Source organism: Formosa sp. Hel1_33_131 (assembly GCF_001735745.1).
In the GTDB taxonomy this organism is placed as follows: Bacteria; Bacteroidota; Bacteroidia; order Flavobacteriales; family Flavobacteriaceae; genus Hel1-33-131.
The window spans coordinates 1,526,346-1,550,947 of record NZ_CP017260.1 but is presented as its reverse complement, the minus strand read 5'-3'; the positions used below and the strand labels follow the sequence as shown (position 1 = coordinate 1,550,947).

Sequence of the window (24,602 nt, the reverse complement as noted above, 5' to 3'; positions counted from 1 at the left end):
ACTATGAGCACAAAAAAAATTAAAGAATTTAAACTTTCAAGCTGGGCGATTTCAAATCGCATGACCGTTTCTGTCATTACGTTTATCATTGTATTAAGTGGATTACTTTCTTATACAGGGATGGCGCGTGAAAATTTTCCAGAAATTATTATTCCGCAAATTTACGTTGCGACTCCCTACCCTGGGAATTCTGCTTTGGACGTTGAGAAACTAATCACCAAACGCTTAGAAAAAGAAATAAATTCCATCACAGGAGTTGATAAAATTACGTCGAATTCGATTCAAGGCTATTCCAGTATTGTGGTAGAATTTAGCTTTGATTTTACGCCTGCTGAAGCACTTCAAAAAGTAAAAGACAAAGTCGATGTTGCGATGGCTGATCCTGATTTTCCTAAAGACTTACCCTCGGAACCAAGTGTTTCAGAAATGAATTTTAGTGAACGAATCCCCATCATGAATATTAATTTGTCTGGCGAATTCTCGATGGACCAACTTAAAGAATATGCCGAATATTTGGAAGATGAAATAGAGGAACTTTCTGAAATTTCGAGTGTTGACATTCGCGGTGTTCAAGAAAAAGAACTTGAAATTGCGGTGGATTTATATAAAATGGAAGCGTCTAAAATTAGCTTCAACGACATTGAAAATGCAGTCGCTTTTGAAAATATGAGTGTTTCTGGAGGAGATATTCTGGAAAATGGCATCCGAAGAACGGTACGTGTTTTAGGGGAATTTGAAGACCCCTTGGCTGTGAGAGATATTATCGTCAAAAAAGAAAAAGGAAACATCGTTTATCTGAGAGATATCGCTGATGTGGATTTCAAAGAACAGGAAAAAGAAAGTTTTGCGCGCGAGTATCTGCAGCCGGTCGTAATGTTAGACGTTAAGAAAAGAGGGGGGCAAAACCTTCTTAAAGCGTCCACAAAAATTGATGCTATTCTGGAAGATGCCGCAGCAAATGTGTTTCCTCAAAATTTAATAATCTCGAAAACAAACGACCAATCTAATGATACCCGCACCATGGTTTCAGACCTTGAGAACAGCATCATCTTGGGCGTTATTTTAGTCGTTACAGTACTCTACTTCTTCTTGGGTTTTCGAAATGCTTTGTTTGTTGGAATTGCGATTCCTTTGTCAATGTTTTTATCGTTTACGATTTTGAGTTTTATGGGAGTCACCCTTAACACAATGGTATTGTTTTCTTTAGTAATTGCCCTTGGAATGTTGGTGGATAACGGAATTGTGGTGGTCGAAAACGTGTATCGATTGATGGACGAAGGCTACCCGAGAGTTGAAGCTGCAAAGCTAGGCGTTGGAGAAGTGGCGATGCCAATTATCGCATCGACCGCCACAACTTTAGCTGCCTTTTTACCCTTGATTTTATGGGAAGGCATTATGGGAGAATTTATGAAATGGCTTCCAATTACGCTGATTATTGTATTGAGTTCCTCCTTGTTTGTTGCCCTCATTATAAATCCAATGCTGATTTCTGTGTACATGAAAGTAGCTCCTAAAAAAGAAGCTAAAGTCACTTTTATTTCAAAGTTAGAAAACCTCTATGAACGCTTTTTGAGCTACGCACTAAAAGGGAAAAAACCTGGAAGCATTATTGTTGGAACGTTTGGGTTATTAATTCTTGCAGGGTTTTTAATGGCGACATTCCCACCAAAAATATTATTTTTTCCAAATACAGATGCCAAACAAGTCTTTGTCTATATTGAATATCCGATTGGGACGGACATCGAAGAAACAAATCTTATTTCAATGGAAATTGAAAAAGATATAGAAGAGTATTTAAAAAAATATGAGGTCAATGGCAAAAACTTTCTCATCACTTCTGTCATTGGGCAAGTCGGTGAAGGGACTGCCGATCCGTCTCGTGGTCAACAAGGAGGGAAATCGCCTAACAAAGCTCGAATCACGGTTGATTTTGTAAAATATCAAGACCGTCAAGGCGTAGGTACCGAAACCGTTCTTAAAGACATTCGAAACTTACTACAGGGCTACCCTGGGGTCAGTATTGTGGTGGACAAGCCAGCGGATGGCCCCCCAACCGGTGCTCCTATAAACATTGAAGTAAAAGGCGATGATTATGTTTTAATTTTGGAAACTGCAAATCGACTAAAATCATTTATAAATAACTCTAATATTGCAGGTATTGAAGAATTGAAATTAGATATCGATCAGGGAAAACCAGAATTATTGATTTCTGTGGACCGCCAAAAAGCAAGACGATTGGGCGTTTCAACAGGTCAAATTGGAGCTAACTTACGAACCGCATTGTATGGTAAAGAAATATCAACCTATAAAAATGCAGAGGATGATTATCCTATAAATCTACGACTCAAAGATGAGATGCGCTACAACAAATCGGCTTTATTAGATCAAAAAATTACGTTTAGAAATCAAAGTGATGGACAGATAAAACAAGTGCCTATTTCGGCAGTAGCGACAACCGAAAACCAGTCGTCCTTTAGTGCCATCAAACGGATTGATTTGGATAGAGTCGTCACGATTTTTTCCAATGTCTTAAATGATTATAACCCCACAGAAGTCAACGATAAAATTAGAGGCATTGCCGAAAAATTTGAGGCTCCAAAAAACATATCAATTAGCTTTACAGGCGAACAAGAAAAACAGGCCAAAGAAATGGCATTCCTTAGTAGAGCTCTCTTAATTGCGGTGCTGTTGATTTTCTTAATCTTAGTAGCCCAATTCAATTCTGCCACAACCCCTATTATTATTTCGATCTCTGTATTTCTAAGTTTGATTGGGGTGCTCTTTGGACTGCTCATTTTTAGAATGGATTTTGTAGTCCTTATGACCATGATTGGGATCATTTCACTCGCAGGGATTGTAGTGAATAATGCCATTGTTTTAATCGATTACATCAACCTCACCATCATTCGGAAACGACGCGAACTGGAATTAGAAGAAACGGATAAACTAACACCCGCCCTTCTTGTCGAATGTGTGGTTGAAGCTGGACGCACGCGTTTAAGACCTGTTTTACTGACCGCCATCACCACCATTTTAGGATTACTCCCACTCGCACTTGGGATCAATATTAACTTTAGAACTTTACTCACCGAACTGAATCCGAACTTTTATATTGGTGGAGAAAACGTTGCATTCTGGGGTCCAATGGGTTGGGCGATTATCTTTGGTTTGTCGTTTGCGACATTTTTAACCTTGGTCGTGGTTCCTATCTTATTTTATTTAATTAATAAATTGAAAACAAAAAAGGTTAAAGTCGTTTCCTAAGCCTCTCGATTTTAATTTTTAAATGTTAAATTTGTCCAACTAATTTAGTCTTATGTACAGAAGTCATCATTGTGGTCAGTTAAGAACCTCGAATATCAACGAAGAAGTAACCCTTTCGGGTTGGGTACAAAAATCCCGAGATAAAGGATTTGTAATCTGGGTAGATTTAAGAGATCGCTACGGCATTACACAACTTATTTTTGATGCGGATCGGACTCCAGAGGCGATGGTATCCATGGCTAAAAGTTTAGGACGTGAATTTGTCATTCAAGTGACAGGTACTGTCATTGAACGCAGCTCAAAAAATCCAAATTTAGAAACAGGGGATATTGAAATTTTAGTTTCAAAACTGACCGTTTTAAATGAAGCCATCGTACCCCCTTTCACCATTGAAGATCAAACGGATGGTGGCGAGGAACTTCGTATGAAATACCGCTATTTGGACATTCGAAGAAACCCTGTAAAAAACAATTTAATTTTTAGACATAAGGTCACACAAGAAGTGCGTTCGTTTTTGTCTTCTCAAGATTTTATAGAAGTAGAAACGCCTTACTTAATCAAATCAACACCCGAAGGTGCCCGTGATTTTGTAGTCCCAAGCCGAATGAATGAAGGTCAATTTTACGCCCTTCCACAATCGCCACAAACGTTTAAACAACTGTTGATGGTTGGGGGCATGGATAAGTATTTCCAGATTGTAAAGTGTTTTAGAGATGAAGATTTAAGAGCCGACAGACAACCTGAATTTACGCAGATTGATTGTGAAATGGCTTTTGTGGAACAAGAAGATATATTGAATATTTTTGAAGGGTTGACACGTCACCTTATTAAATCCATTCATGGAAAAGAACTTAGTTCCTTCCCAAGAATGACTTATGACGATGCCCTTAAAACTTACGGAAATGACAAGCCAGACATTCGTTTTGGAATGCAATTTGGCGAATTAAATGCCGTGGCTCAACATAAAGATTTTGGCGTTTTCAACGCTGCAGAATTGGTCGTTGGAATTGCCGTTCCGGGAGGAAATAGCTTTACACGTAAAGAAATTGATGGCATTATCAACTGGTTAAAACGCCCACAAATTGGTGCGTTAGGAATGATTTATTCACGATGTAATGACGATGGAACTTATAAATCCTCTGTCGATAAATTTTACGATCAAGACGATTTAGGACAGTGGGCAAAAATTACAGGAGCAAATCCAGGAGATTTAGTTTGTGTACTTTCTGGCCCTACCGATAAAGTGAGAGCGCAATTGAGTGCCCTTCGAATGGAACTTGCTGAACGTTTAGGACTTCGAGATCCTAAGGAATTTGCACCGCTATGGGTGACTGACTTTCCATTGTTAGAATGGGATGAAGATAGCAAGCGTTACCATGCGATGCACCACCCATTTACTGCACCAAAACCAGATCAAATTAAGTTATTAGATACCGATCCAGGTGCGGTAAAAGCAAATGCTTATGACTTGGTTTTAAATGGAAATGAAATTGGAGGTGGCTCGATTCGTATCCACGACAAAGCCACACAAGCGTTGATGTTTGACCATCTTGGATTTACACCAGAAGAGGCAAAAGAGCAGTTTGGATTTTTGATGAATGCCTTTGAATATGGCGCACCACCACACGGTGGATTGGCGTTTGGATTGGACCGTTTGGTAGCCATCTTAGGAGGGCAAGAAACCATCCGTGATTTTATCGCCTTTCCAAAAAACAATTCTGGACGTGATGTGATGATTGATGCACCATCTGCCATAGATGAAACACAATTAAAGGAGTTACACTTAAAAGTAAACTTAAAATAATACGACATTCATAAAATGAAATACTTGATTTGGGTTTTATTTATTGCAACGATGATCAGTATGTTCACAGGACTGATTGTGGACTTCCCTTATTCAAAAAAACTGGTGGGATTTGGTGTGATTGGGTTGTGTGCCGTGGTATTTCCATTGTTTTCTTATTACCGCTGGAAAGATAAAAAGGTGGCGGATTATATGCTCACTCAAGAGAATCTAGACAAAATGCGAGAATTTAATGACTCTAAAAAGTCTTAGTCGTTAGTTCAAATTTCGTCTTTCAATAAAAAATCGTTTCATCAATTCCGACGCTTCATTGGCTAAAACACCGCCTCTTAAGATGGTTCTTGGATGTAGTTTTGTACCCATCACACCACATCCCCGATGTTCGTCTTTTGCACCATATACGATGGTTGAAATTTGACTCCAATACAAAGCCCCTGCACACATTTGACAGGGTTCTAGAGTCACATATAGAGTGCAATTAGTTAGATACTTTCCCCCTAAAAAATTAGCAGCAGCCGTGATAGCCTGCATTTCTGCATGCGCAGTCACATCATTCAAAAGTTCTGTAAGATTGTGGGCTCGTGCAATGATTCTGTTATCAACCACAATCACCGCTCCTACTGGAATTTCTCCTTTATCAAAAGCTGCTTCCGCTTCTTGAAGTGCCTTTAGCATAAAATAATCGTCGTCAAAAATAGCATTCATAAGTCAAAAATACGATTTCAATCTTGTACTTTTGCTATGTGTTAAAAAATTTACTAGAACATATCAATTCCCCATCGGATTTACGTCGGCTTTCAGCAGATGATTTACGGCAGCTTGCAACAGAATTAAGGCAGTTTATTATAGAGATTGTTGCGACTAAAGAAGGGCATTTAGGCGCAAGTCTTGGCGTGGTAGAACTTACCATTGCATTGCATTATGTGTTTAACACTCCTGATGATTTATTGATTTGGGATGTAGGCCATCAAGCTTATGGGCATAAAATTTTGACCGGACGTAAAGCGGAGTTTCATACCAACCGACAATATAAAGGGCTTAGTGGGTTTCCAAAACGTGAAGAAAGTGTGTATGACACGTTTGGCACTGGACATTCATCCACCTCTATTTCTGCGGCTTTAGGAATGGCGATTGCCTCTCAATTAAAAGGTGAAAACAGACAGCACATTGCCGTGATTGGCGATGCCTCTATCGCAAGTGGAATGGCGTTTGAAGGACTGAATCATGCTGGGGTCACTTCAGCTAATTTATTGGTTATTTTAAATGATAATGCCATTGGAATCGATCCAAGTGTGGGTGCTTTGAAACAGTATTTAACGAATGTAAAAAAAGGCACTCAAAAACAAGATAATATATTTGAAGCTCTGAATTTTGAATATTCTGGCCCTGTTGACGGCCACGACATGGAAGCTCTTATTAAAGAATTAGATCGCCTAAAAACCATCAAAGGCCCTAAGTTCTTACATATAATTACCACCAAAGGAAAGGGGTTAAAGCAGGCTGAAAAGGATCAAGTAAAATACCATGCGCCAGGAAAATTTGACGCAACTACAGGCGATTTAATTTCTAAGAACAGTAAAGACCTTCCTCCGAAATATCAAGATGTATTTGGATTAACACTTGTCGAATTGGCAAGAGAAAATAAGGCGATTGTTGGCATCACTCCTGCGATGCCAACGGGAAGTTCGCTTAAGTATATGATGGAGGCACTTCCGGAACGTGCGTTTGATGTGGGCATTGCGGAACAACACGCCGTCACAATGGCTGCAGGGATGGCAACGCAAGGATTGATTCCGTTTTGTAACATCTATTCAACTTTTTTACAACGGGCGTATGATCAAATCATTCATGATGTTGCGCTGCAAAACTTAGCTGTTATTTTTTGTATTGATCGTGCTGGACTGGTTGGCGAAGATGGTGCCACTCACCATGGGGTGTTTGATTTGGCTTATCTACGCTGTATTCCAAACCTCATCATTGTTGCTCCAAGGAATGAGGAAGAATTACGGAACATCATGTATACGGCACAAAAAGGGCTGAAACATCCGATTGCAATTCGATACCCGAGAGGTAGAGGGGTGACGCCAGATTGGAAATCAGAGTTTGAATCTATTGAGATTGGAACTGGGGTTCAATTAGAACAAGGAGATGAGCTTGCTATTTTAAGTGTAGGGACGGTTTCTAATACGGTTTCAAAGGCCATCAATGGACTCAATTGTGCGCACTATGATATGCGCTTTGTAAAACCATTGGATGAACCATTGTTGCATTCTATCTTTAAGAGCCATTCAACTCTGATAACCCTAGAGGACGGTGTAGTAAGCGGCGGTTTTGGGACTGCTGTTTTAGAGTTTGCAGCTACTCACAGTTATAAAAATGATGTAATTGTAAAAGGGATTCCAGATGCGTTTATAGAGCATGGATCTGTAAGTCTCTTGCATAAAACGTTAAATCTGGACACTGATAGTTTGAGGAAATATATCCAATCAAAATTATAAGGCAAAAAAAAAGGAAAGCGATGCTTTCCTTTTTTAAATAATATCTGTCGATTATTACTGAATGATGATCCGTTTGGTGGTCTCAAAATTAGATCCTTTCAACTTAACTAAATACATCCCCGGATTTAAATTCAGATCAAATTCTTTTCTTAAACCTTGTTGTATATCAACCTTGGTCTCATAGACGTTCTTTCCTGCAATGGAATAGATATCCACTTGCGTTGATCCAACGGTTTTGGTAGATATTAGGGTGAATTGTCCGCTAGAAATTGTTGGGAATAGTTTGATTGCATTCGCAAATACATCTTCTTCATTGACACTAAGCGGTGCTGCAGTAAACATCCCAGAAAAAACGCCTCTTCCATAGGTGGCTGCAAAAACCATATTATCATTTCTAACATCCAGATCCAATACTTTTACATTCCTCATTCCATTAAAAGAGGAAGACCATCTAGGAGATGCCGATGAGAAATTATTCGTGTACCAAACTCCTAGTTCTGTGCCTATAATGACTTCTTCTGAGTTCAATGGGTTTTGTAAAATAGATTTCACAGGCATATCTGGCAGATTTCCTTCTTTTGCTACCCAAGAGGTTCCACCGTTGTTTGTGTACCAAATACTTTCTACGCCATAGTTATGAATGGTTACAAAAATTTCATTTTCTGAAGCTCCTACTTCAATATCAGAGATACTCCCAACGATGACATTTTGCAATTCTATTTCAGTCCAAATAGGAGTTGTATTGGCATTGGTGATTTTAAAAACATCCCCAAGAACCGTTCCTACAAACAAGGTCGAAGAAGTAGTCGTATGTGGCGAAACAGTAAAGGCTGTTGGTCGGTTATCAAAGCTTGCATCCGATAAAGTGGTTTTAGTAAGTGTCCACTGCGTTTTAATTCCAGAATACCTTCTAATTAAATTTCCATTTGCGGTTGTACTGTAATTGGTATATAAGATATCCAAATTAGAGTCTAATGCACCAGGGTTGATGAAGGAACCATTATTTGTGCCTTCACTATTAATGGTCACGTTTGCACCGTCAAAATTATATAAATTAATTCCTTGATTAAATACATAGTTTCTTATAAAATAGCGGTCGGCGCCATCTTGATCAAAGAAGGTGTAAGCCCCGTCGCCACCATAAGGTTCGGTAGTGCTATCTGGTCCAGTAGTTGATGCATTTTGAAATAACTGGGTGCCATTATCTTGTAAGCCTCCTGAAAGACATCCCCAGTAGGGAACGCCGTGGTAGGTCCTACGCCTACCGTGTAAAACTGACCGGTAATAAGTCCTTTATTTCTTTCCGAAATAGTTGTGCCGCCATTACTCGAGTAAAATACGCCTCCATCATTAGAAAACAACATTTTATTATTGTCATTAGGTGCAAAGGTTGCTGCATGTTGATCGGCGTGCATATCCTGGAATCCAAATCCCCCATACCAATGAGTTAATTGATCCCAAGTAATCCCTTGATTCGAAGATTTAAAGGCATCGATTCCACCTGCAAAAACAATGTCATCATTGGTTGGATCCACTTCAAGCATTAAGTCATAAAATGCTTGCCCCCTTGTGAAATCTGCTGCAGAAATCCCAGTATCTGCATCATTTGGAGGGGTGATATTTACGACGGTAGATGCGGGTACAAAACCCGTTGTTGTTCGTCTCATTGTAACCCCTGTCGAAGTTTCCGCTAAAACGTACACTTTATTTGCTGTGGTACTAGAAACTGCTATTTGTGTTCGGTCTGCATCTGGAACCGTATAAGCTGTTGTAAAGGTAACTCCATCCGTTGAGGAAAATATTACTCCTCCGCCTTCCTCAAATAAAGCACTTTCTGTTGTAGATACCCAAATCTTATTGTCGGAAGCAATCTCTATATCATTCGGGCAATGCTTTCGGTTGTTAGCCGTTAACGGCATTGAAACTTCAGACCAATTTGCACCTCCATCAACGGACTTGTAGAGTCCATACTCAGGGCCGCCGAGATATGTGGTCGCATTGGCAGTCCCATAAAAAGTGTCCCCAGCTGCAACGTACAACTCAGAAACGCCTGAATTGTTCCTGATTTTCATGTCATTAATATGTTGGATCCCTGGAACTAAATTCCCAGTGAAAGTTCCGGCTGCAAGATTTAGAGACCCATTCACCGTTCCTGCATTTAAGGCGGTTTCTAAAATATCTCCGTCCGCTTTTGAAATCATGACGGATGAAATTGTAATTGTAGAGTCTGTCCCTCCCATTGGAACGGGAGCACCATCTACATTATTCATCATAATAACGCCAATAGCTCCTGAGTTTTGAGCATTTTTCACTTTATCAGTAAAATTACAATTACCTCTTCGTATGACGGCAATTTTTCCAGTTACCGTGGCTCCAAAAGCGTTACAAGCTTCTGTAGCAACCCCAGTAGGGTCGTTTGCTAAAATCAGATCTGCGGTAAGAGTAGCTGTAATAGTTGGTCCAAATGCTGTGGTTGGAAATGATTGGTAATTTCCTGCAATTCCAGCGGGTGAATTTACTGTAATATCAGATGCCGACTGAAAACTAGTGGCGCCTGAAATACCTCCGAATATTTTAGTCCAAGTCGCACCTGAATCAGAAGATTTCCATACACCATCCCCGTTTACATCGCCCGCAACATACGATTCTCCAGTACCTATATAAAATGTAGTCGAGCTGTTAGGGTCTGAAATGATCGTAGAAATGTTTAAGTTTTCAGGGATGTTAACACGAGTCCAAGTTGAGTTTGCATTGGAAATGTTTGTGTTTTTCCAAAGACCTCCACTCACACCTCCTGCAAAAACAGTTTCATTTGTGGCGTCGTTTGGATCAAACATAATGGCTCTGGTTCTACCACCTACGTTGTCTGGACCTCTTGAGATCCAATTATTGTCGGCTGCATCTCCTGGGACTCTTTCAGACATCTCTGCATTAAGCTGCTCGCGTATGTCCTCTAAATTTTCAGGAGTTGGACGTCCCTTTTCGGGATTCATTGTAAGCTCCCACTCTTCTTCAAAATAAGCATTGGGCGGTAAGCTTTTCGCTTTTCGCTGTGTTTTAGTAAGTCCTTTGGTCTCTTTAAAGGGACTGTTGTCTAAAAATGTTTTGTGTTTGACTCTCACTGTCTCGGCAGTGGTTGTGTTATTGTTGAGTAAAAAGCATCCTAAAGAAACTAAGAATGCTAAAATAAATACTAGTGTGTAGTGCTTTTTCATAAGATTTAGTTTTTATTACAAAAGCAAATTGGTTAGGTGCAAGCTACAAAAAAAAAAAATGACTCTAGAAAAAATTGTGTTCAAATACCCTGTAAATTCCTAATTGATTGATAACCACGAAAAAAATCGTCTAAAATTACTTTTTAGACGATACCTTTTTTAAAAACTATTATTGTTATACATAGGAAATACTAAAGTTTCCTTTTTATGAAGTCCTATTTTAATATATTTCAGAGCATTTTTGACTTTATAAACGATTACCGCTTCTTGATCTGTCAGTTTGAATGGAATGTCCTCGTTAACGGCTTCTTTATCCGAGGGGGGACTCATTCCTTCATCCATTTCAAAAGTATTGGTGCTGGCTTTTTTTTTTATAAATCCCTGATAAAAACGCGGTTTTTGATATTTGAGAGCACTGTATTTATCTTGAAAATAGATCCCTTGAATTTCAATTTGTTTGGTATTTAAATCCAGTTTTTCATCTAAAACGATGTAGGTCGAATACCCAGAACCTCCGTCTCTAACAGGGGAGCTCCATTCCGTATAATACGACTCTTTTGTATTTATTATGGTGTTTGGTTCAAGGTTGTATTTACTAGCACAGCCCATAATCATGATGAAAAAAATAAATCTTAGAGCAACCCTTTGCATAAAAAAATATTTAGTTTTTAATGAATTTTAGTGTGTGATTCGTGTTTGCAGCTCTGAGGTTCACGAAATGGATGCCTGAATTCAATCTACTGACATCTATTTTTTTATTGTTTAAGGTTCCTTTTAAAACAGACTTGCCAGTAAGACTGTAAATCTCATAGGCAATCTCCTTACTAAAATCGATGGTAGAGCTTCTAAAGTTCAACACATCTAGTGTAGGAGTTGGAAACGAATACAAGTCCGTATTTTTATTGAAGTTCTTTGTGGATAAGGACCCTTCAACAGTGGTCTCAAACATCCCATTTCCATGTGTACCAATCAATAGTTTTTTATCTGAAGGTCTGTATGCAAGGCTGCTGACGACTGCCAATCCGATGGTATTAGCGCCTTCAAGATCCCAATTATTATTTACTGGGTCTGAGTTGCTATAAAGACCTCTCGCCGTTCCGACAAAGTATATAATTTCTGTACCCACGGTCGTAATGGCTGCGGATCGAATAGAGTGCGCAGGTAAGTTTTTCTCTACCAGAGTCCAAGTCGGACTAGCCGCAGTAGCATTCGTAGTTAGAAAAATACTATTAATTCCGTAGTTTGCATAAACCGCCAATACAATGTCTGGATTCGTTGGATGAATCGCCAAGCCACTTACAATAGAGCCGCTTGATGATGTACTCGGTGTGATGTTCACAGCTGCACTTAAACTTGCTGTGTTGGCTGGATCATCAAATCTAAAAACACTCCCATTATTACCGCCAATTAACATATAACTACTTGCTGCACTGTAAGTACCTCTTGTTGTTGCAAAGGTTCTTAAATTTTCGTTTGTATTTAGAGTGCCAGCATTGGTCCAAGTTGTTGGTGTAACAGTAGTGGCGCTATTTGTTTTGTATAGTGTTTGATTTCCTGCATAATAAAGATTATTATTATTATCCGGATCTAAATAAAAATAAGTCACAAATTGACTGTTTGAATTCGCTGGAGCAATGTCAGTATATCCATTATTATCCCTGTAGAAAATCCCCTGCTGAGCTCCAACATATAATTGATAATTGGTAAGAGTGCTTAATCTTCCTATTGCGACGGCAACACCATCTCCTGAAAAGACGGATTGCATTGTCGTATTGTCAGCTAAACCTGCGTCCGTACCACCTCTTGTCGTTCCGTTGTCTTGTGCGCCACCAATTACTATATTACTTCCTGATTGGGGGTCTAAAGCTACATGGTAATATTGATAGGTCACATAACCATTATTTAAGCTTTGCCATGGGATCGTCGCAGCGGAAATGTCAACCGTTTTATGAACCCCCCCATCTGTGCCACTATAAAGTATATCATCGTTGTTAGGATCAAATTCTAACGCATGAATGTCTGAATGGTGATTGACACCTCCAACGCTATAAAGAGCATACCCATTATTGTTGGCATAACCCCCAATTCTTACAAAAGTGGCATCATTTACAATGTTTTCAATTTTATAAACATTGGTCCCTCCAATGACTACAAAGTTTTCATTGTCTGGTTTTACCGACACCACTAAATCATAGCCTCCTTGGATCGCAAAAGGATCATTACCTGGTGAATCATTTCCTGGTTCGTCTGGAAGTTTGGCAGAATAATTGGTCCATGTAGTGGTGCTTAAATCGTATTTCCATAAGTCTGCTTCAATAGCGTTGGAATTTCCATTTTCGTAGAGCGCATAAATAATATTGGTATTGGAGGGGGCTTCTGCCAGGACAATTCTACCTGTTGATGCCCAAGCTGTAGGCGTTCCATTTTGTGCAATCCGTGTCCAAGAACCATTCCCTGTTGGGGAGGTCCATACGCCAGACCCTTCTAAACTTGCATAAACTCTGCCCGTGGTAGCAATAATAACATCAGTCCAACCTGAAGATTGTTGTTCACGTGTGAAATTAGTGCCATCGTATCTGTAAATACTACCTACTGTTGCTATAAATAAATGACCACTTACAGGATTTACTTCTAAAGCATTAATAAAGTCAAAATCACTATCATAACTTTCAAAAACAGAACTGGTTACCGCTAATTGTGCCCATGTAAGACCGTTATCAGAAGAGTGCCATACACCACGCCCATTATAACTTGCCCCTAAAGAGGCAGAATTTCCTGTCCATTCCCCGGTTCCGTAGTACCAATTATTTTGAAACCCAGCCCTAGGGTCTTGAGTCAAGGCAGTGACATTATGAATTTCATCATTAGCAGATACTTTCGTCCAACTAGTTCCGCCGTTGGTGGATCTAAACAAACCGCTACTCACACCTCCAGACAATAGTGTATTACTAGTTGCGTCTGTCAAATCCACCGCAAAGGCTCTTGTTCTGCCTCCTAAATTTGAAGGGCCTCTAGAAACATAAGTACTCGAAGTGGTTCTGTTTGATCGCCCCTCTTGTTTTATTGAAAGCGTGTTGTCAAACTCACGCTGTTTTTCTTCCATTGGAATGGTTCCTGAAAGTGGATTTTTTTGCATGTTAAATTCATGCAACAATCGGTCTTGAGCAAAAAGTTGCCTTGAGTTTTTGGGCTTAACTTTAGACTTTAAAGTTTCTGAATTTTCGGAGGTCAGTGAAATTGGTTTGTTTGATGTTTCAATGCCCTCATTTTGGTTGTAATACCAAAAAATAGACAAGAGTAAAACGAAGGGTAATAGGAATTTGTAGTGCTTTTTCATAAGATTTGGGTTTCTTAAAAAGCAAAATTGGCTATACAAATATAAGAAAATGATACTAAAAAGCCAAGCCCTTAATTTTTTTATACGTTAATACCGCTTTTGTATCGGAAAATAAGGATACAAAATAGCAAACATTTAGCATCCTTGTGTAAAGGCTGTCATTATGAACGTCTATCTCGTCTGGAAGAAGTTTCAACAACAGTTTGTCATAAGCTGTAGGCGCATTCTCATAATTATTATTAACTGCTAAAATAAATCGATCCAAAAGCTGATTTAAAATTTCAAAGCCTGAGATTTCTTTGTCGATAACTTCGTCGGAATTGTATATTTTCTCTACACTGAGTTTTATGATGTCATTTATTTGTGCTTGGTATTTGCTTTTATCAAGTATAGAAACATGAAATTTCCCTGCTAAAATCTCTTTTTCATGCGCCATAAATATGTGAACCGCATCCTCAATCAGGGTACTAATTGCTAAAGCTCTTAAATAACTTACCCGTTCTTTTGTAGAAGGAAGTGCGCTGTATTTTTCGGTATTGATGGTGCCTCTTACTAAATTAATCAAATACTCGAGGGCATAATCTTCCTCAATTAATCCAAGATTAATCCCATCTTCAAAATCAATAATGGTATAACAAATATCATCGGCTGCTTCGACTAAAAAGGCCAATGGGTGTCTAGAAAATTGTGCGTTTTCAGTGCTAAGTGTGTTTAAGCCTAACTCGGTTGCAACATCTAAAAAGCTGGTTTTTTCAGTTTGAAAAAAGCCGTATTTTTTAGAAGCAATATGTGCATTTGGCTTTACAGGGAGTGATTCTTTAGGATACTTTGTAAAGGCGCCCAAAGTGGCGTAGCTCAATCTTAGCCCTCCTTTTGTTCCTTGTTTGTCTTGCGTTAAGACTTTGAATCCATTCGCATTTCCTTCAAAATCACATAAATCTTGATATTCTTTTGGCTTGAGTTGGTCTTTAAATTTTTGACCTGGTCCATTTTTAAAATAGTGCCCAATGGATTTTTCACCAGAATGACCAAAAGGGGGATTCCCAATGTCATGTGCCAATGCCGCTGCAGCAACAATGGCTCCAAAATCATTCGCTTTATACCCATGCACTTCTTTGAGATAGGGATGCTTTTCTAAAATTTTCACCCCTGCTTTTCTCCCTAAAGAACGTGCCACCACACTCACTTCAAGACTGTGTGTGAGTCGTGTATGCACAAAGTCTGTTGAAGAAAGCGGCACGACTTGCGTCTTATCTTGAAGACTTCTAAATTCAGGTGAAAAAATAATGCGATCGTAGTCAACATCAAATCCTAAACGGGTTTCATCCTGCTCATTTCTAAGTCGTTTGTTGGTGTCTCCTTGACGCTTTAAAGAAAGTAATTGTTCCCAATTCATGTTATCTGGTATTGACCTGCAAGATAGTAATTTCAATGTTAATTAATTGTTTCTAAAATTCAGAATAAGGAATCACATCCTAACATTTTGTTAATGGTTATGTAAACGTGATGTAACTTCATTAAGCGCTCTAAGCTTTTAATTTGTGCTAACAATAATTAACTAAAATATTAATAAAAATTAAAATGAAAAAAACAATTTTTACTTTATCAGCAATTATAGGACTTGCGTTTACTGGATGTATGAACGATGAAGCTCCGCCAATTCTTCAAGACCCTGATAACCCAGTCAATCCAGGAGACAATATCGTGTCCGTTTCTGGAATGATTTCTGAAAGCACGACTTGGACAAGTAACAATATATACGTGCTTAACCAAAAAGTCGTGGTATCAAGCGGAGTTGTATTAACAATACAAGCTGGAACTATAATTAAGGGTACTGAAGGAACTGGTTCTTTAGCGTCTGCACTTATTGTTGCTCAAGGCGGGAAATTAAATGCTGTAGGTACAGCAACAGAACCTATAATTTTCACATCCATAAATGATAATATTGAAATTGGACAAACTGCTGGAACAAATTTAGACGAAACAAATTCTGGACTTTGGGGAGGGTTAATCGTGTTAGGTTATGCTCCATCTTCGTTTTCTGGTGATGTAGAGGTCGTACAAATTGAGGGAATTCCTGCAGATGACACTTTCGGTCTTTATGGTGGTACTGATGCTTCTGATAACTCAGGAGTCTATCAATATATTTCCATTCGTCATGGGGGTGCTCTAATTGGAGAAGGAAATGAAATCAATGGCTTAACGCTTGGTGGCGTTGGATCTGGTACTATAATCGAAAATATCGAAGTGGTAGCAAATGTTGATGATGGTATTGAGTTTTTTGGAGGTACGGTAAATGCTTCTAACCTATTGGTTTGGGCGCAAGGCGATGATGCTTTAGATATTGACCAAGCTTATTCTGGAACTATTGATAATGCGGTTGTTATATTGGGAGCTAACTCTGATCATGCATTTGAGATAGATGGTCCTGAAGGAACTACAACAGGTTCATTTACATTAAAAAATGCAACGATCGTTGGGAACTCTGTCACTGAAAATGGTGAATACGCAGATTATCGATCTGGTGCTATGGGAAGAACAGAAAATATTTATGCTTACGGTTTTAAAGATTCTTCAGATGTAGAATTAGACAACGATGGGGTTGCTACAAACTATAACGATGGATTATTAACTTTTGGAGCATGGGAAATTGTATTGCCTGCTGGTGTTTCTGAGGTTACGGACATATTTGTAAATAAAGCTGCTTCAGTTGAAGTTAATGGATTTGGCTCTACAGCTACCGCTGTGGCGCAAGGTGCAGGTACTGTTGGAGCTACAACCTCATTGCTCAGTTGGACTTATGCAAATACTAAAGCAGAATTAGGATTCTAATTAAAAATAAAAATTAGTCAACTTTACAATTGCTTGTGTTCATTCACGGGCAATTGTTTGTTGTTTAAACACACACTATGAAAATACACAAACTAACATCATTTTTGCTCACAACTTTTCTTGCGCTTCAACTCACAGCTCAATCTGGAAAAATCGTAGGATCAATTACCGACGGTGATTATAATGAACCTATGGCATTTGCAAATGTGCTCGTCAAAAACACCACAACGGGAACTACTTCAGATTTTGATGGCAAGTATCAACTTGAAGTTTCTGAAGGAATTTACACTATTATTTTCTCTTATATTGGCTATCAATCTATTGAAATATCTGACGTAAACGTTGCGCCAAATTCTGAGGTGATTGTAGATGTAACGCTTAACACAAACTCATTAGATGCCATTGTTATAACAACTACTATAAGAAAAAATACAGAGTCTGCAGTATTAGACTTACAGAAAAAGTCGATCACATTATTAGACGGACTTTCGGCTCAGAGTATTAAAAGTAGTGGTGCGAGTAATATCGCCAGTGCTGTTAAAAGTGTTCCTGGGGTCTCAATTCAGGGTGGCAAATATGTGTATGTTAGAGGGTTGGGAGATCGTTATACTAAATCCATATTAAATGGTGTGGACATCCCAGGCTTAGATCCAGACAGAAACACAATTCAAATGGATATCTTCCCTACTAATATTTTAGAAAATGTGATTGTAATTAAATCTGCTGCAGCCGAATATCCTGCAGATTTCACAGGGGGTGTTATTGATATTGTTACCAAAGATTACCCAAGCAAAGAATCCTATGCGTTTTCAATAGGAACATCCTACAATCCTAATATGCATTTAAACTCAAATTACTTGAGCTACAGTGGGAGTAATACCGATTGGCTTGGCTTTGATGATGGCATGAGAAAAAGACCGATAAACAGGTATCAACCCATTCCTGGTACATTTGCAAATTCGTCTGTTTTAACAGCGCTTACGGAAGCGTTCAATAAAGAATTAACAGCAAAAAGATCAGAAAGTGGAGTTAATTACGACTTTGGATTTACAGCGGGAAATCAATATGAAGTTGGAGACAATAAACTGGGGTATCAACTGTCCTTTTCTTATAAGAACAAAACGGAGTTCTATGATAATAGAGTGGATGGAACCTATATGAGAGATCAAAATAATGCCTCTAACAATGACCTCTTGGCAACGCGTACGACTTTGGGAGAAGTTGGGGTTAATTCGGTATTGTTAAATGTGCTTACTGGACTTGTATACAAGCGTGAAAATTCAAAATACAAATTAAACTTCCTTCATATACAAAATGGTGAAAGCACCGCTGGAAAATATGAACAGCAACTCGCACAAGCAGGGGGTGGAAGTGGTTTTGAACCAATTACAAAGGATGCTCTCCTTTACACCGAAAGATCAATTTCAAATATTTTATTAGCAGGAACACATTCCTTTAGAGACAGTGGGTGGCAAATGGACTGGAAACTATCACCATCCCTATCCAGAGTGTACGACAAAGATCACCGAATTACACCCTTACAGTTGACTCAGGAAGGGACCTCTTTTATCAGTCCAAGTGCCTCCAGCTATCCCATAAGAATCTGGAGAACTCTTGAAGAGATTAACCTTGTTGGGAAACTAGATATCAATAAAAAATATACGCTTTTTGACAACCCTGCAAAAGTTAAATTTGGTGGTGGTTATACCTATAAATTTAGAGATTTCAAAATAGACGATTATACGTTTACAGTCACAAATCCATTAACAGGTCTTTCCGTAGAAAATGGAGATGCAGATACTTTACTGACTGAAAATAACTTATGGACACCAGAAACTGGCGTTGGAACACATTTGGTGACAGGAGATCTTTTTGAACAAGCTAATGCCTATGAAGGGGAGCAACGAATCACGGCAATGTATGCGTCAAATGAATTTAGTTTAACAGAAAAACTAAAAACAGTGTTGGGCATACGTACAGAATTATTTCAGACCTTTTATACAGGGCAAAACCAGGCAGCTACAGACGTGTACAAAAATTCTAAAATAATAGATACGTTTGATGTATTCCCGTCTGCTAATATTATTTACAGCCTTACAGATGAACAAAACTTAAGGGGGTCTTATTCAAGAACAACAGCACGTCCTTCATTTAAGGAAGCTTCAAAAAGTCAAATTTTTGATGCCATTACAAACCGTCTTTTTATTGGAAATATTGATTTGACGCCATCCTATATTAATAATTTTGATGTCCGTTTTGAAAAATTTGGAGAGGGCAGTGAAATGTTTGCTTTTAGTGCCTTTTACAAAGACTTCACAGATCCGATAGAATTAACTTTTTACGAGTCAGCTCCGGATCAAATAACCCCTAAAAACTTGGGTTCTGCAAAGGTTTATGGAATTGAGTTTGAATTTAGAAAATCATTAGGATTTATTTTGGAAAGCTTAGATAAACTTAAGTTTAACATCAACGCATCCTATATTAATTCAGAATTAACAATGAACATAGACGAATATAACAGACGTGTATTAGCGGCAAGAGATGGAGAGTCTATTGAAGACACAAGAGATTTACAAGGCCAATCCCCATTCCTTATTAATACAGGGCTAAACTATACCAACTCGGATACAGGACTTCAAACTGGGTTGTTTTTTAATGTCCAAGGCAAAACATTGGAAGTGGTAGGAACTGGAATTGTTCCAGATGTATATACAAAACCGTTTAGCAGCCTCAACTTTACGCTTAACAAAAGTTTTGGCCAAGACAAAAAATCAACTATCGATGTAAAGGTCTCTAATATTCTTAACAGTAAAAGAGAAAGCGTTTATGAATCTTACAAGACTGCTTCAAAAACTTTTTCTAGCTTCCAACCTGGCACAGAAGTATCTATAGGGTATTCTTATAAATTTTAATTGAATTAGTCACTTGATTATAACACAAAAAAGCACCCCTGTGGGTGCTTTTTTTGTTTTATATAATGGGATTTTAGTTCATGCTTACTGCAAGTTCCGATTTAAGATTCCATTCATTGACATTCATAATCTTTGAATTTACAAAATCGACCCCTTTTAAAGAATTTTCAGTCCAGAAAAACCATTTCCCTGTTTTAATTCCATTACTATAATTACCTTGAGATAATTTATTCCCTTTAAAATCATAACTGGTCCAAAGGCCTTCTAGTTTACCCTTTTTATCAAAGGTTCCTTCTTGTTGAATGGCGCCGTTTTCATAAAAATAGGTCGCTAATGTCACATCGCCTTTGGCTTCTAGTTTTGGTTGGTTTGTGTTTTGAGCATAAGCCAATGTTCCAATAAAAACAAGTCCTATAAGTATATATTTTTTCATAATAAAGTGTATTGAAGTTCTAAATTAGATTATAAATATACAAAAATTTACACAAAATCAACAATTTGTTTACATTAAATTAACATGAGGGTTTACGAATTGACGCGCTTTAATCAAAAACACCAGTGTAAGGATACCATTTAGAACCTCTTTTACAACAGCTTGATGGTAAACTATTAAAAATAAAGAAGCCCAACAATCCTATAAAATTTGATTTTAAATCCACCGATTCATCTATCCATTTCATAGGTTTAATGATTCCTTAACGTTTCCCTTACACTAGATTCATGATTAATTATAATATTTACAGAGTCTAGACAACCAATTAGTATCATTGTAATGTATTAGTTTTTGTCGACTACAAAAATGATGATTTCTAATAAGCTGCCCTTGGCCAGGCAGCTTTTTTTCATTCTATCTTAATCTTTAGGAAACATTAAGATAACATTAGTTTAAGTTATTTGCATCGACAAAAACTAATACTCTAATGAAATTCAGAATTCTATCTGTGGCAATCGTTCTTATTGCAATTACAACCGTTCAATCTCAAGAAATCAGTGATACTACCTTTGGAAAAGGGCTGATCAATTTCGTAGCAAAAGACAGCACATTTAGTGTGAAATTTGCACCACGCTTTCAAGTGCGTTCTATGTCCTCATGGGATCACGACGGAAACCAATTTGTAAGTCCAGAGCATAATTTTATTGTTCGTCGTTCACGTTTAAAATTTGACGGTTTTGCTTACAGCCCAAAATTAAGATACAAACTAGAGTTAGGGTTATCAAATAGAGATATTTCTGGGGCAAATCAATTTAACAGAAACACACCCAGATATATTTTAGATGCTGTAATTATGTGGGAGTTTTCAAAAAACTGGGAGCTATGGGCAGGTCAAACAAAACTTCCAGGTAATGTGGAACGTGTAGTATCTTCTGCTAATTTGCAGTTAATTGATCGTTCTTTATTAAATAGTCGATTTAATATTGACCGTGATTTAGGAATCCAAATCCGTCACAAATCTAACTTAGGTGGTAACTTTTTAATGCGCGAAAAATTTGCCATATCACAAGGCGAAGGTCGTAACGTCACTGAAGGAAATGAAGGTGGGCTACAGTACACTGCTCGACTGGAGTTTTTACCCTTTGGAGCCTTTAAATCTAAAGGAGATTACAGCCAGTCAGATCTAAAAAGAGAAGGGACATCGAAACTAATGGTGGGGGTTACTTACAACTTTAATGAAAATGCAGTTCGTGAACGCGGTTTTGCAGGGGACTACATGATTAGAACTGATGAAACTATTTTTGAAACCAACCAAACAACTGTTTTTGTAGATGCAATGTTTAAATACAATGGAGTTTCATTTATGGCTGAATATGCCAAACGTACGGCGGACAATGTTATAGCTACAGAAGCAGATGGAATTACTCCAACGGGCGATATTGTACTGACAGGAAATGCTTTAAACCTACAGGCTGGATATTTATTTAAAAACAACTACGAGATTGCAGGACGTTTTACAACACTAGATTACGAATCAATTACAGAAACACTTCCTTCTAAACAATATACATTAGGATTCAATAGATTTCTTGTTGGACATAAGCTGAAGGTTCAAAGTGATATAAGCTATACAACCTTGGACGGTCAAGAAGATAATATCACTTTTAGACTCGGGTTCGATATTCATTTCTAAAACATAACATTAACTTAACTTTACAAACCGAAAGTCTTAAGAAATTAGCCAAATAATAGAAACTATATTATGGAAAATATTTATTTATATATGATTATCGCTTTGGCCTTTTTGGCTATTGCTGACTTGGTCGTTGGAATTAGTAATGACGCTGTGAATTTTTTAAATTCAGCGATTGGTTCCAAGGCAATTTCGTTCAAGACCATCATGATTGTGGCCAGTGTTGGGGTCGCTGTTGGTGCGATTTTCTCGAGTGGAATGATGGAAGTAGCGCGAAAAGGAATTTTTAATCCGAGTGAATTTATGTTCAACGAGATTATGATTATTTTCATGGCTGTCATGATCACAGATATTTTGCTTCTGGATTTCTTTAATTCCCTAGGGATGCCAACCTCAACAACGGTTTCTATTGTCTTTGAATTATTAGGGGCAGCCGTCGCAATGGCATTGATTAAAATTGGCGCAAATGGCGGTGATTTTAGCGAAGTCGTAAATTATATAAATACGTCAAAAGCTTCTCAAATTATATTCGGAATCCTCCTTTCGGTAGTGGTTGCATTCTCTATTGGAGCACTCGTGCAATGGGTGTCTAGGCTCTTATTATCCTATAATTTCGAAAGAAAAGCACATTGGGTAGGCGCTCTTTTTAGTGGAATTGCACTGACTGCGATTACCTATTTTATCTTTATGAAAGGTTTGAAAGGAACTTCATACGCCAAACAATCTTTTGATATCCTTGGTGGGGAAACAATGAAAGATTTCTTAGAAATGCAAGTCTTAACTATTGTATTGATTAGTTCAGTGATCTGGTCTTTATTGTCTTATGTACTGATTGCTTTTGCAAAAGTGAATATTTATAAGCTCATTATTATTGTTGGAACGTTTGCATTGGCATTGGCCTTTGCGGGTAATGACCTTGTGAACTTTATTGGTGTTCCCGTAGCTGCTTATAATGCATTTATAGAATGGTCGGCATCTGGCGTTTCAGCCTCTGAATTTCCAATGGATGTATTGGCCTCTAAAGTTCCTACCAACAACTGGTTGTTGTTTGGCGCTGGAATGGTGATGGTGGTGACCTTATGGTTTTCTACGAAGGCAAAAGATGTTGTTAAGACGTCTTTAGATTTGTCTAGTCAAGGGGAAACAAAAGAGCGTTTTCAACCCAATACATTATCCCGTGGTTTTGTGAGGTTTGCAATGGGCGCTTCAAAATTCTCAGCTTATGTTTTACCGACATCCTGGCAAGAAAAAATTGAACAACAATTTGAACAACCGGTCATAAAATTAACTCAAAACAAGGTGCATGAATTGCCTGCTTTTGATTTGGTCAGAGCGGCTGTAAACCTTATGGTAGCGGCTGTTTTAATATCTATTGCAACTTCCTACAAATTACCACTCTCAACAACCTACGTGACCTTTATGGTTGCGATGGGAACTTCCTTAGCCGATAGAGCTTGGGGGTCAGAAAGTGCTGTATATCGTGTAGCAGGAGTGCTTAATGTTATTGGCGGTTGGTTCTTTACGGCCTTTAGTGCTTTTAGTGCCGCGGCTTTGGTTGCCTACTTGCTAAACTTGAACTTAGAAGTGATGTTTCCAATTCTTCTTTTAACTGCGATTTCTTTACTTATTAGAAGCTCCATCGTTCATAGAAAAAAGACCCAAGAGATTGCATCGGATGACCGTTTGAAAAAAACAGAAAGTAGTTCTGTTCAGGGGGTGATTATTGAGAGTGCAGAAAATATTGGAAACGTTCTAAATCGTGGTAAGAAAATTTATGCAGCTGCTTTCAACGGCCTTGCTCAACAAAATTTAGACTCCCTTAAAAAGAACAAAAAGCAAATTATTAAGCTCTCGGATGAAGTGGATGAATTGAGAGATAATATCTTTTACTTTATTAAAAACTTAGATGAATCGAGTATCGGGGCCAGTAATTTTTACATTCTTATTTTAGGGTACCTTCAGGACATGGCGCAATCCTTGACTTATATTACTAAAGTGAGTCATAAGCACGTTCATAACAATCACAAAAAACTGAAGTTCAATCAAATTAAAGAGTTGAGTCAAATCAATGATGCCATACAACAATTATTCTCTGAAGCGATTGTGGTTTTTAACTCCGAATCCTTCGAAAAAATAGGATCGATTATTGAGCAGAAAAATGAGATTTCAGGGATTCTTAAATCTAATATTGAGGCCCAAGTACAACGAACCCGTACCGAGGAATCGAGTCCGAAAAATACGACGCTTTACTTTAGCTTGTTACTAGAAACCAAAGACTTGTTGAATGCTACAACAGGCTTGTTAGAAGAATACCACACAGAATATGACAGTAGCGTAAAACCTGCTAAAATCAGTGATGAGAATGAGTAAACACTAATTTATTTGACTACGTAAAAAAGCACCTAATTTGAACTAGGTGCTTTTTTGATTTTAAACCTTACTAAGACCCGCACATCAGGCAGTCATCGCCTTCAGCTTCTTTTGCTTATTGAACCAGCGCTTCCTCAATCACTACCAGTACAAACCCCTTATTCGGGACAGCTTAGTGTAAAAGAGTCGTAGAGATTGCAGGGACTACCCCCTTAAATCCGTAAGTCTGCATATAAACTAACCG

At 38.1% G+C, this 24,602-nt stretch carries 16 protein-coding genes; 8 read left to right on the top strand and 8 right to left on the bottom strand.

What is annotated here, in order from left to right; all coding sequences use genetic code 11:
• The first annotated feature begins 3 nt into the window (after positions 1 to 3).
• Genes FORMB_RS07030 through FORMB_RS07020 form a run of 3 tightly spaced genes read left to right on the top strand, consistent with a single transcriptional unit; the run spans position 4 to position 5,320 of the window.
• Entirely contained in the window at positions 4 to 3,264 is a 3,261-nt protein-coding gene (locus FORMB_RS07030; RefSeq protein WP_069676779.1) for an efflux RND transporter permease subunit, read from the top strand.
• Between the two features lie 52 nt (positions 3,265 to 3,316).
• Positions 3,317 to 5,068 carry an aspartate--tRNA ligase gene (gene aspS, locus FORMB_RS07025; RefSeq protein WP_069676778.1) on the top strand — a complete coding sequence of 584 codons (1,752 nt, stop codon included), beginning with the start codon at positions 3,317 to 3,319 and terminating at the stop codon, positions 5,066 to 5,068.
• A 15-nt stretch (positions 5,069 to 5,083) separates the two neighbouring features.
• The gene (locus FORMB_RS07020; protein WP_069676777.1) at positions 5,084 to 5,320 is read left to right on the top strand and encodes a hypothetical protein; all 237 of its coding nucleotides are present in this window, start codon (positions 5,084 to 5,086) and stop codon (positions 5,318 to 5,320) included.
• Between the two features lie 3 nt (positions 5,321 to 5,323).
• Here FORMB_RS07020 and FORMB_RS07015 read toward each other — a convergent pair whose 3' ends face one another.
• Positions 5,324 to 5,773 carry a nucleoside deaminase gene (locus FORMB_RS07015; protein ID WP_069676776.1) on the bottom strand — a complete coding sequence of 150 codons (450 nt, stop codon included), beginning with the start codon at positions 5,771 to 5,773 and terminating at the stop codon, positions 5,324 to 5,326.
• 38 nt (positions 5,774 to 5,811) lie between these two features.
• Between FORMB_RS07015 and dxs the strand changes: the two genes are divergently transcribed.
• Positions 5,812 to 7,566 (top strand): 1-deoxy-D-xylulose-5-phosphate synthase, encoded by a 1,755-nt coding sequence (dxs, locus tag FORMB_RS07010; protein ID WP_069676775.1) that lies wholly within the window; start codon positions 5,812 to 5,814, stop codon positions 7,564 to 7,566.
• A gap of 54 nt (positions 7,567 to 7,620) precedes the next feature.
• On the opposite strand, the gene FORMB_RS07005 is transcribed toward dxs, so the two are convergent.
• The 5 genes from FORMB_RS07005 to FORMB_RS06985 all read right to left on the bottom strand — a co-directional run bounded on the left by FORMB_RS07005 (position 7,621) and on the right by FORMB_RS06985 (position 15,514).
• Positions 7,621 to 8,595 carry a T9SS type A sorting domain-containing protein gene (locus FORMB_RS07005; RefSeq protein ID WP_069676774.1) on the bottom strand — a complete coding sequence of 325 codons (975 nt, stop codon included), beginning with the start codon at positions 8,593 to 8,595 and terminating at the stop codon, positions 7,621 to 7,623.
• A 53-nt stretch (positions 8,596 to 8,648) separates the two neighbouring features.
• Positions 8,649 to 10,781, bottom strand: a complete 2,133-nt coding sequence (locus tag FORMB_RS07000; RefSeq protein WP_069676773.1) for a WD40/YVTN/BNR-like repeat-containing protein — start codon at positions 10,779 to 10,781, stop codon at positions 8,649 to 8,651.
• Between the two features lie 159 nt (positions 10,782 to 10,940).
• Positions 10,941 to 11,432 (bottom strand): hypothetical protein, encoded by a 492-nt coding sequence (locus FORMB_RS06995; RefSeq protein ID WP_157498091.1) that lies wholly within the window; start codon positions 11,430 to 11,432, stop codon positions 10,941 to 10,943.
• 10 nt (positions 11,433 to 11,442) lie between these two features.
• Positions 11,443 to 14,118: a T9SS type A sorting domain-containing protein gene (locus tag FORMB_RS13235; protein ID WP_069676771.1), complete on the bottom strand. Its 2,676-nt coding sequence runs from the start codon at positions 14,116 to 14,118 to the stop codon at positions 11,443 to 11,445.
• Positions 14,119 to 14,173: 55 nt separating this feature from the next.
• Positions 14,174 to 15,514: a deoxyguanosinetriphosphate triphosphohydrolase gene (locus FORMB_RS06985; protein ID WP_069676770.1), complete on the bottom strand. Its 1,341-nt coding sequence runs from the start codon at positions 15,512 to 15,514 to the stop codon at positions 14,174 to 14,176.
• Between the two features lie 185 nt (positions 15,515 to 15,699).
• On the opposite strand from FORMB_RS06985, the gene FORMB_RS06980 reads away from it, so the two are divergent.
• Together FORMB_RS06980 and FORMB_RS06975 are read left to right on the top strand one after the other, a co-directional pair.
• The gene (locus tag FORMB_RS06980; protein ID WP_069676769.1) at positions 15,700 to 16,950 is read left to right on the top strand and encodes a hypothetical protein; all 1,251 of its coding nucleotides are present in this window, start codon (positions 15,700 to 15,702) and stop codon (positions 16,948 to 16,950) included.
• 77 nt (positions 16,951 to 17,027) lie between these two features.
• Complete coding sequence (locus FORMB_RS06975; protein WP_069676768.1) at positions 17,028 to 19,862, top strand: TonB-dependent receptor; 2,835 nt, start codon at positions 17,028 to 17,030, stop codon at positions 19,860 to 19,862.
• 73 nt (positions 19,863 to 19,935) lie between these two features.
• Here the strand turns inward: FORMB_RS06975 and FORMB_RS06970 are convergent, their stop codons facing one another.
• On the bottom strand, positions 19,936 to 20,295 hold the full coding sequence (locus FORMB_RS06970; protein WP_069676767.1) for a toxin-antitoxin system YwqK family antitoxin: 360 nt from the start codon (positions 20,293 to 20,295) through the stop codon (positions 19,936 to 19,938).
• Between the two features lie 109 nt (positions 20,296 to 20,404).
• Entirely contained in the window at positions 20,405 to 20,542 is a 138-nt protein-coding gene (locus tag FORMB_RS13000; RefSeq protein WP_157498090.1) for a hypothetical protein, read from the bottom strand.
• Between the two features lie 240 nt (positions 20,543 to 20,782).
• On the opposite strand from FORMB_RS13000, the gene FORMB_RS06965 reads away from it, so the two are divergent.
• On the top strand, positions 20,783 to 21,988 hold the full coding sequence (locus FORMB_RS06965; RefSeq protein ID WP_069676766.1) for a porin: 1,206 nt from the start codon (positions 20,783 to 20,785) through the stop codon (positions 21,986 to 21,988).
• A gap of 69 nt (positions 21,989 to 22,057) precedes the next feature.
• Positions 22,058 to 24,358 carry an inorganic phosphate transporter gene (locus FORMB_RS06960; protein WP_069676765.1) on the top strand — a complete coding sequence of 767 codons (2,301 nt, stop codon included), beginning with the start codon at positions 22,058 to 22,060 and terminating at the stop codon, positions 24,356 to 24,358.
• Positions 24,359 to 24,602: the final 244 nt, after the last annotated feature.

Excerpts from the sequence above, each read along its gene's own strand:
- FORMB_RS07030 (WP_069676779.1), top strand. The coding sequence starts at position 4 with ATGAGCACAAAAAAAATTAAAGAATTTAAACTTTCAAGCTGGGCGATT.
- aspS (WP_069676778.1), top strand. The coding sequence starts at position 3,317 with ATGTACAGAAGTCATCATTGTGGTCAGTTAAGAACCTCGAATATCAAC.
- FORMB_RS07020 (WP_069676777.1), top strand. The coding sequence starts at position 5,084 with ATGAAATACTTGATTTGGGTTTTATTTATTGCAACGATGATCAGTATG.
- FORMB_RS07015 (WP_069676776.1), bottom strand. The coding sequence starts at position 5,773 with ATGAATGCTATTTTTGACGACGATTATTTTATGCTAAAGGCACTTCAA.
- FORMB_RS07000 (WP_069676773.1), bottom strand. The coding sequence starts at position 10,781 with ATGAAAAAGCACTACACACTAGTATTTATTTTAGCATTCTTAGTTTCT.
- FORMB_RS06995 (WP_157498091.1), bottom strand. The coding sequence starts at position 11,432 with ATGCAAAGGGTTGCTCTAAGATTTATTTTTTTCATCATGATTATGGGC.
- FORMB_RS13235 (WP_069676771.1), bottom strand. The coding sequence starts at position 14,118 with ATGAAAAAGCACTACAAATTCCTATTACCCTTCGTTTTACTCTTGTCT.
- FORMB_RS06985 (WP_069676770.1), bottom strand. The coding sequence starts at position 15,514 with ATGAATTGGGAACAATTACTTTCTTTAAAGCGTCAAGGAGACACCAAC.
- FORMB_RS06980 (WP_069676769.1), top strand. The coding sequence starts at position 15,700 with ATGAAAAAAACAATTTTTACTTTATCAGCAATTATAGGACTTGCGTTT.
- FORMB_RS06975 (WP_069676768.1), top strand. The coding sequence starts at position 17,028 with ATGAAAATACACAAACTAACATCATTTTTGCTCACAACTTTTCTTGCG.
- FORMB_RS06970 (WP_069676767.1), bottom strand. The coding sequence starts at position 20,295 with ATGAAAAAATATATACTTATAGGACTTGTTTTTATTGGAACATTGGCT.
- FORMB_RS13000 (WP_157498090.1), bottom strand. The coding sequence starts at position 20,542 with ATGAAATGGATAGATGAATCGGTGGATTTAAAATCAAATTTTATAGGA.
- FORMB_RS06965 (WP_069676766.1), top strand. The coding sequence starts at position 20,783 with ATGAAATTCAGAATTCTATCTGTGGCAATCGTTCTTATTGCAATTACA.
- FORMB_RS06960 (WP_069676765.1), top strand. The coding sequence starts at position 22,058 with ATGGAAAATATTTATTTATATATGATTATCGCTTTGGCCTTTTTGGCT.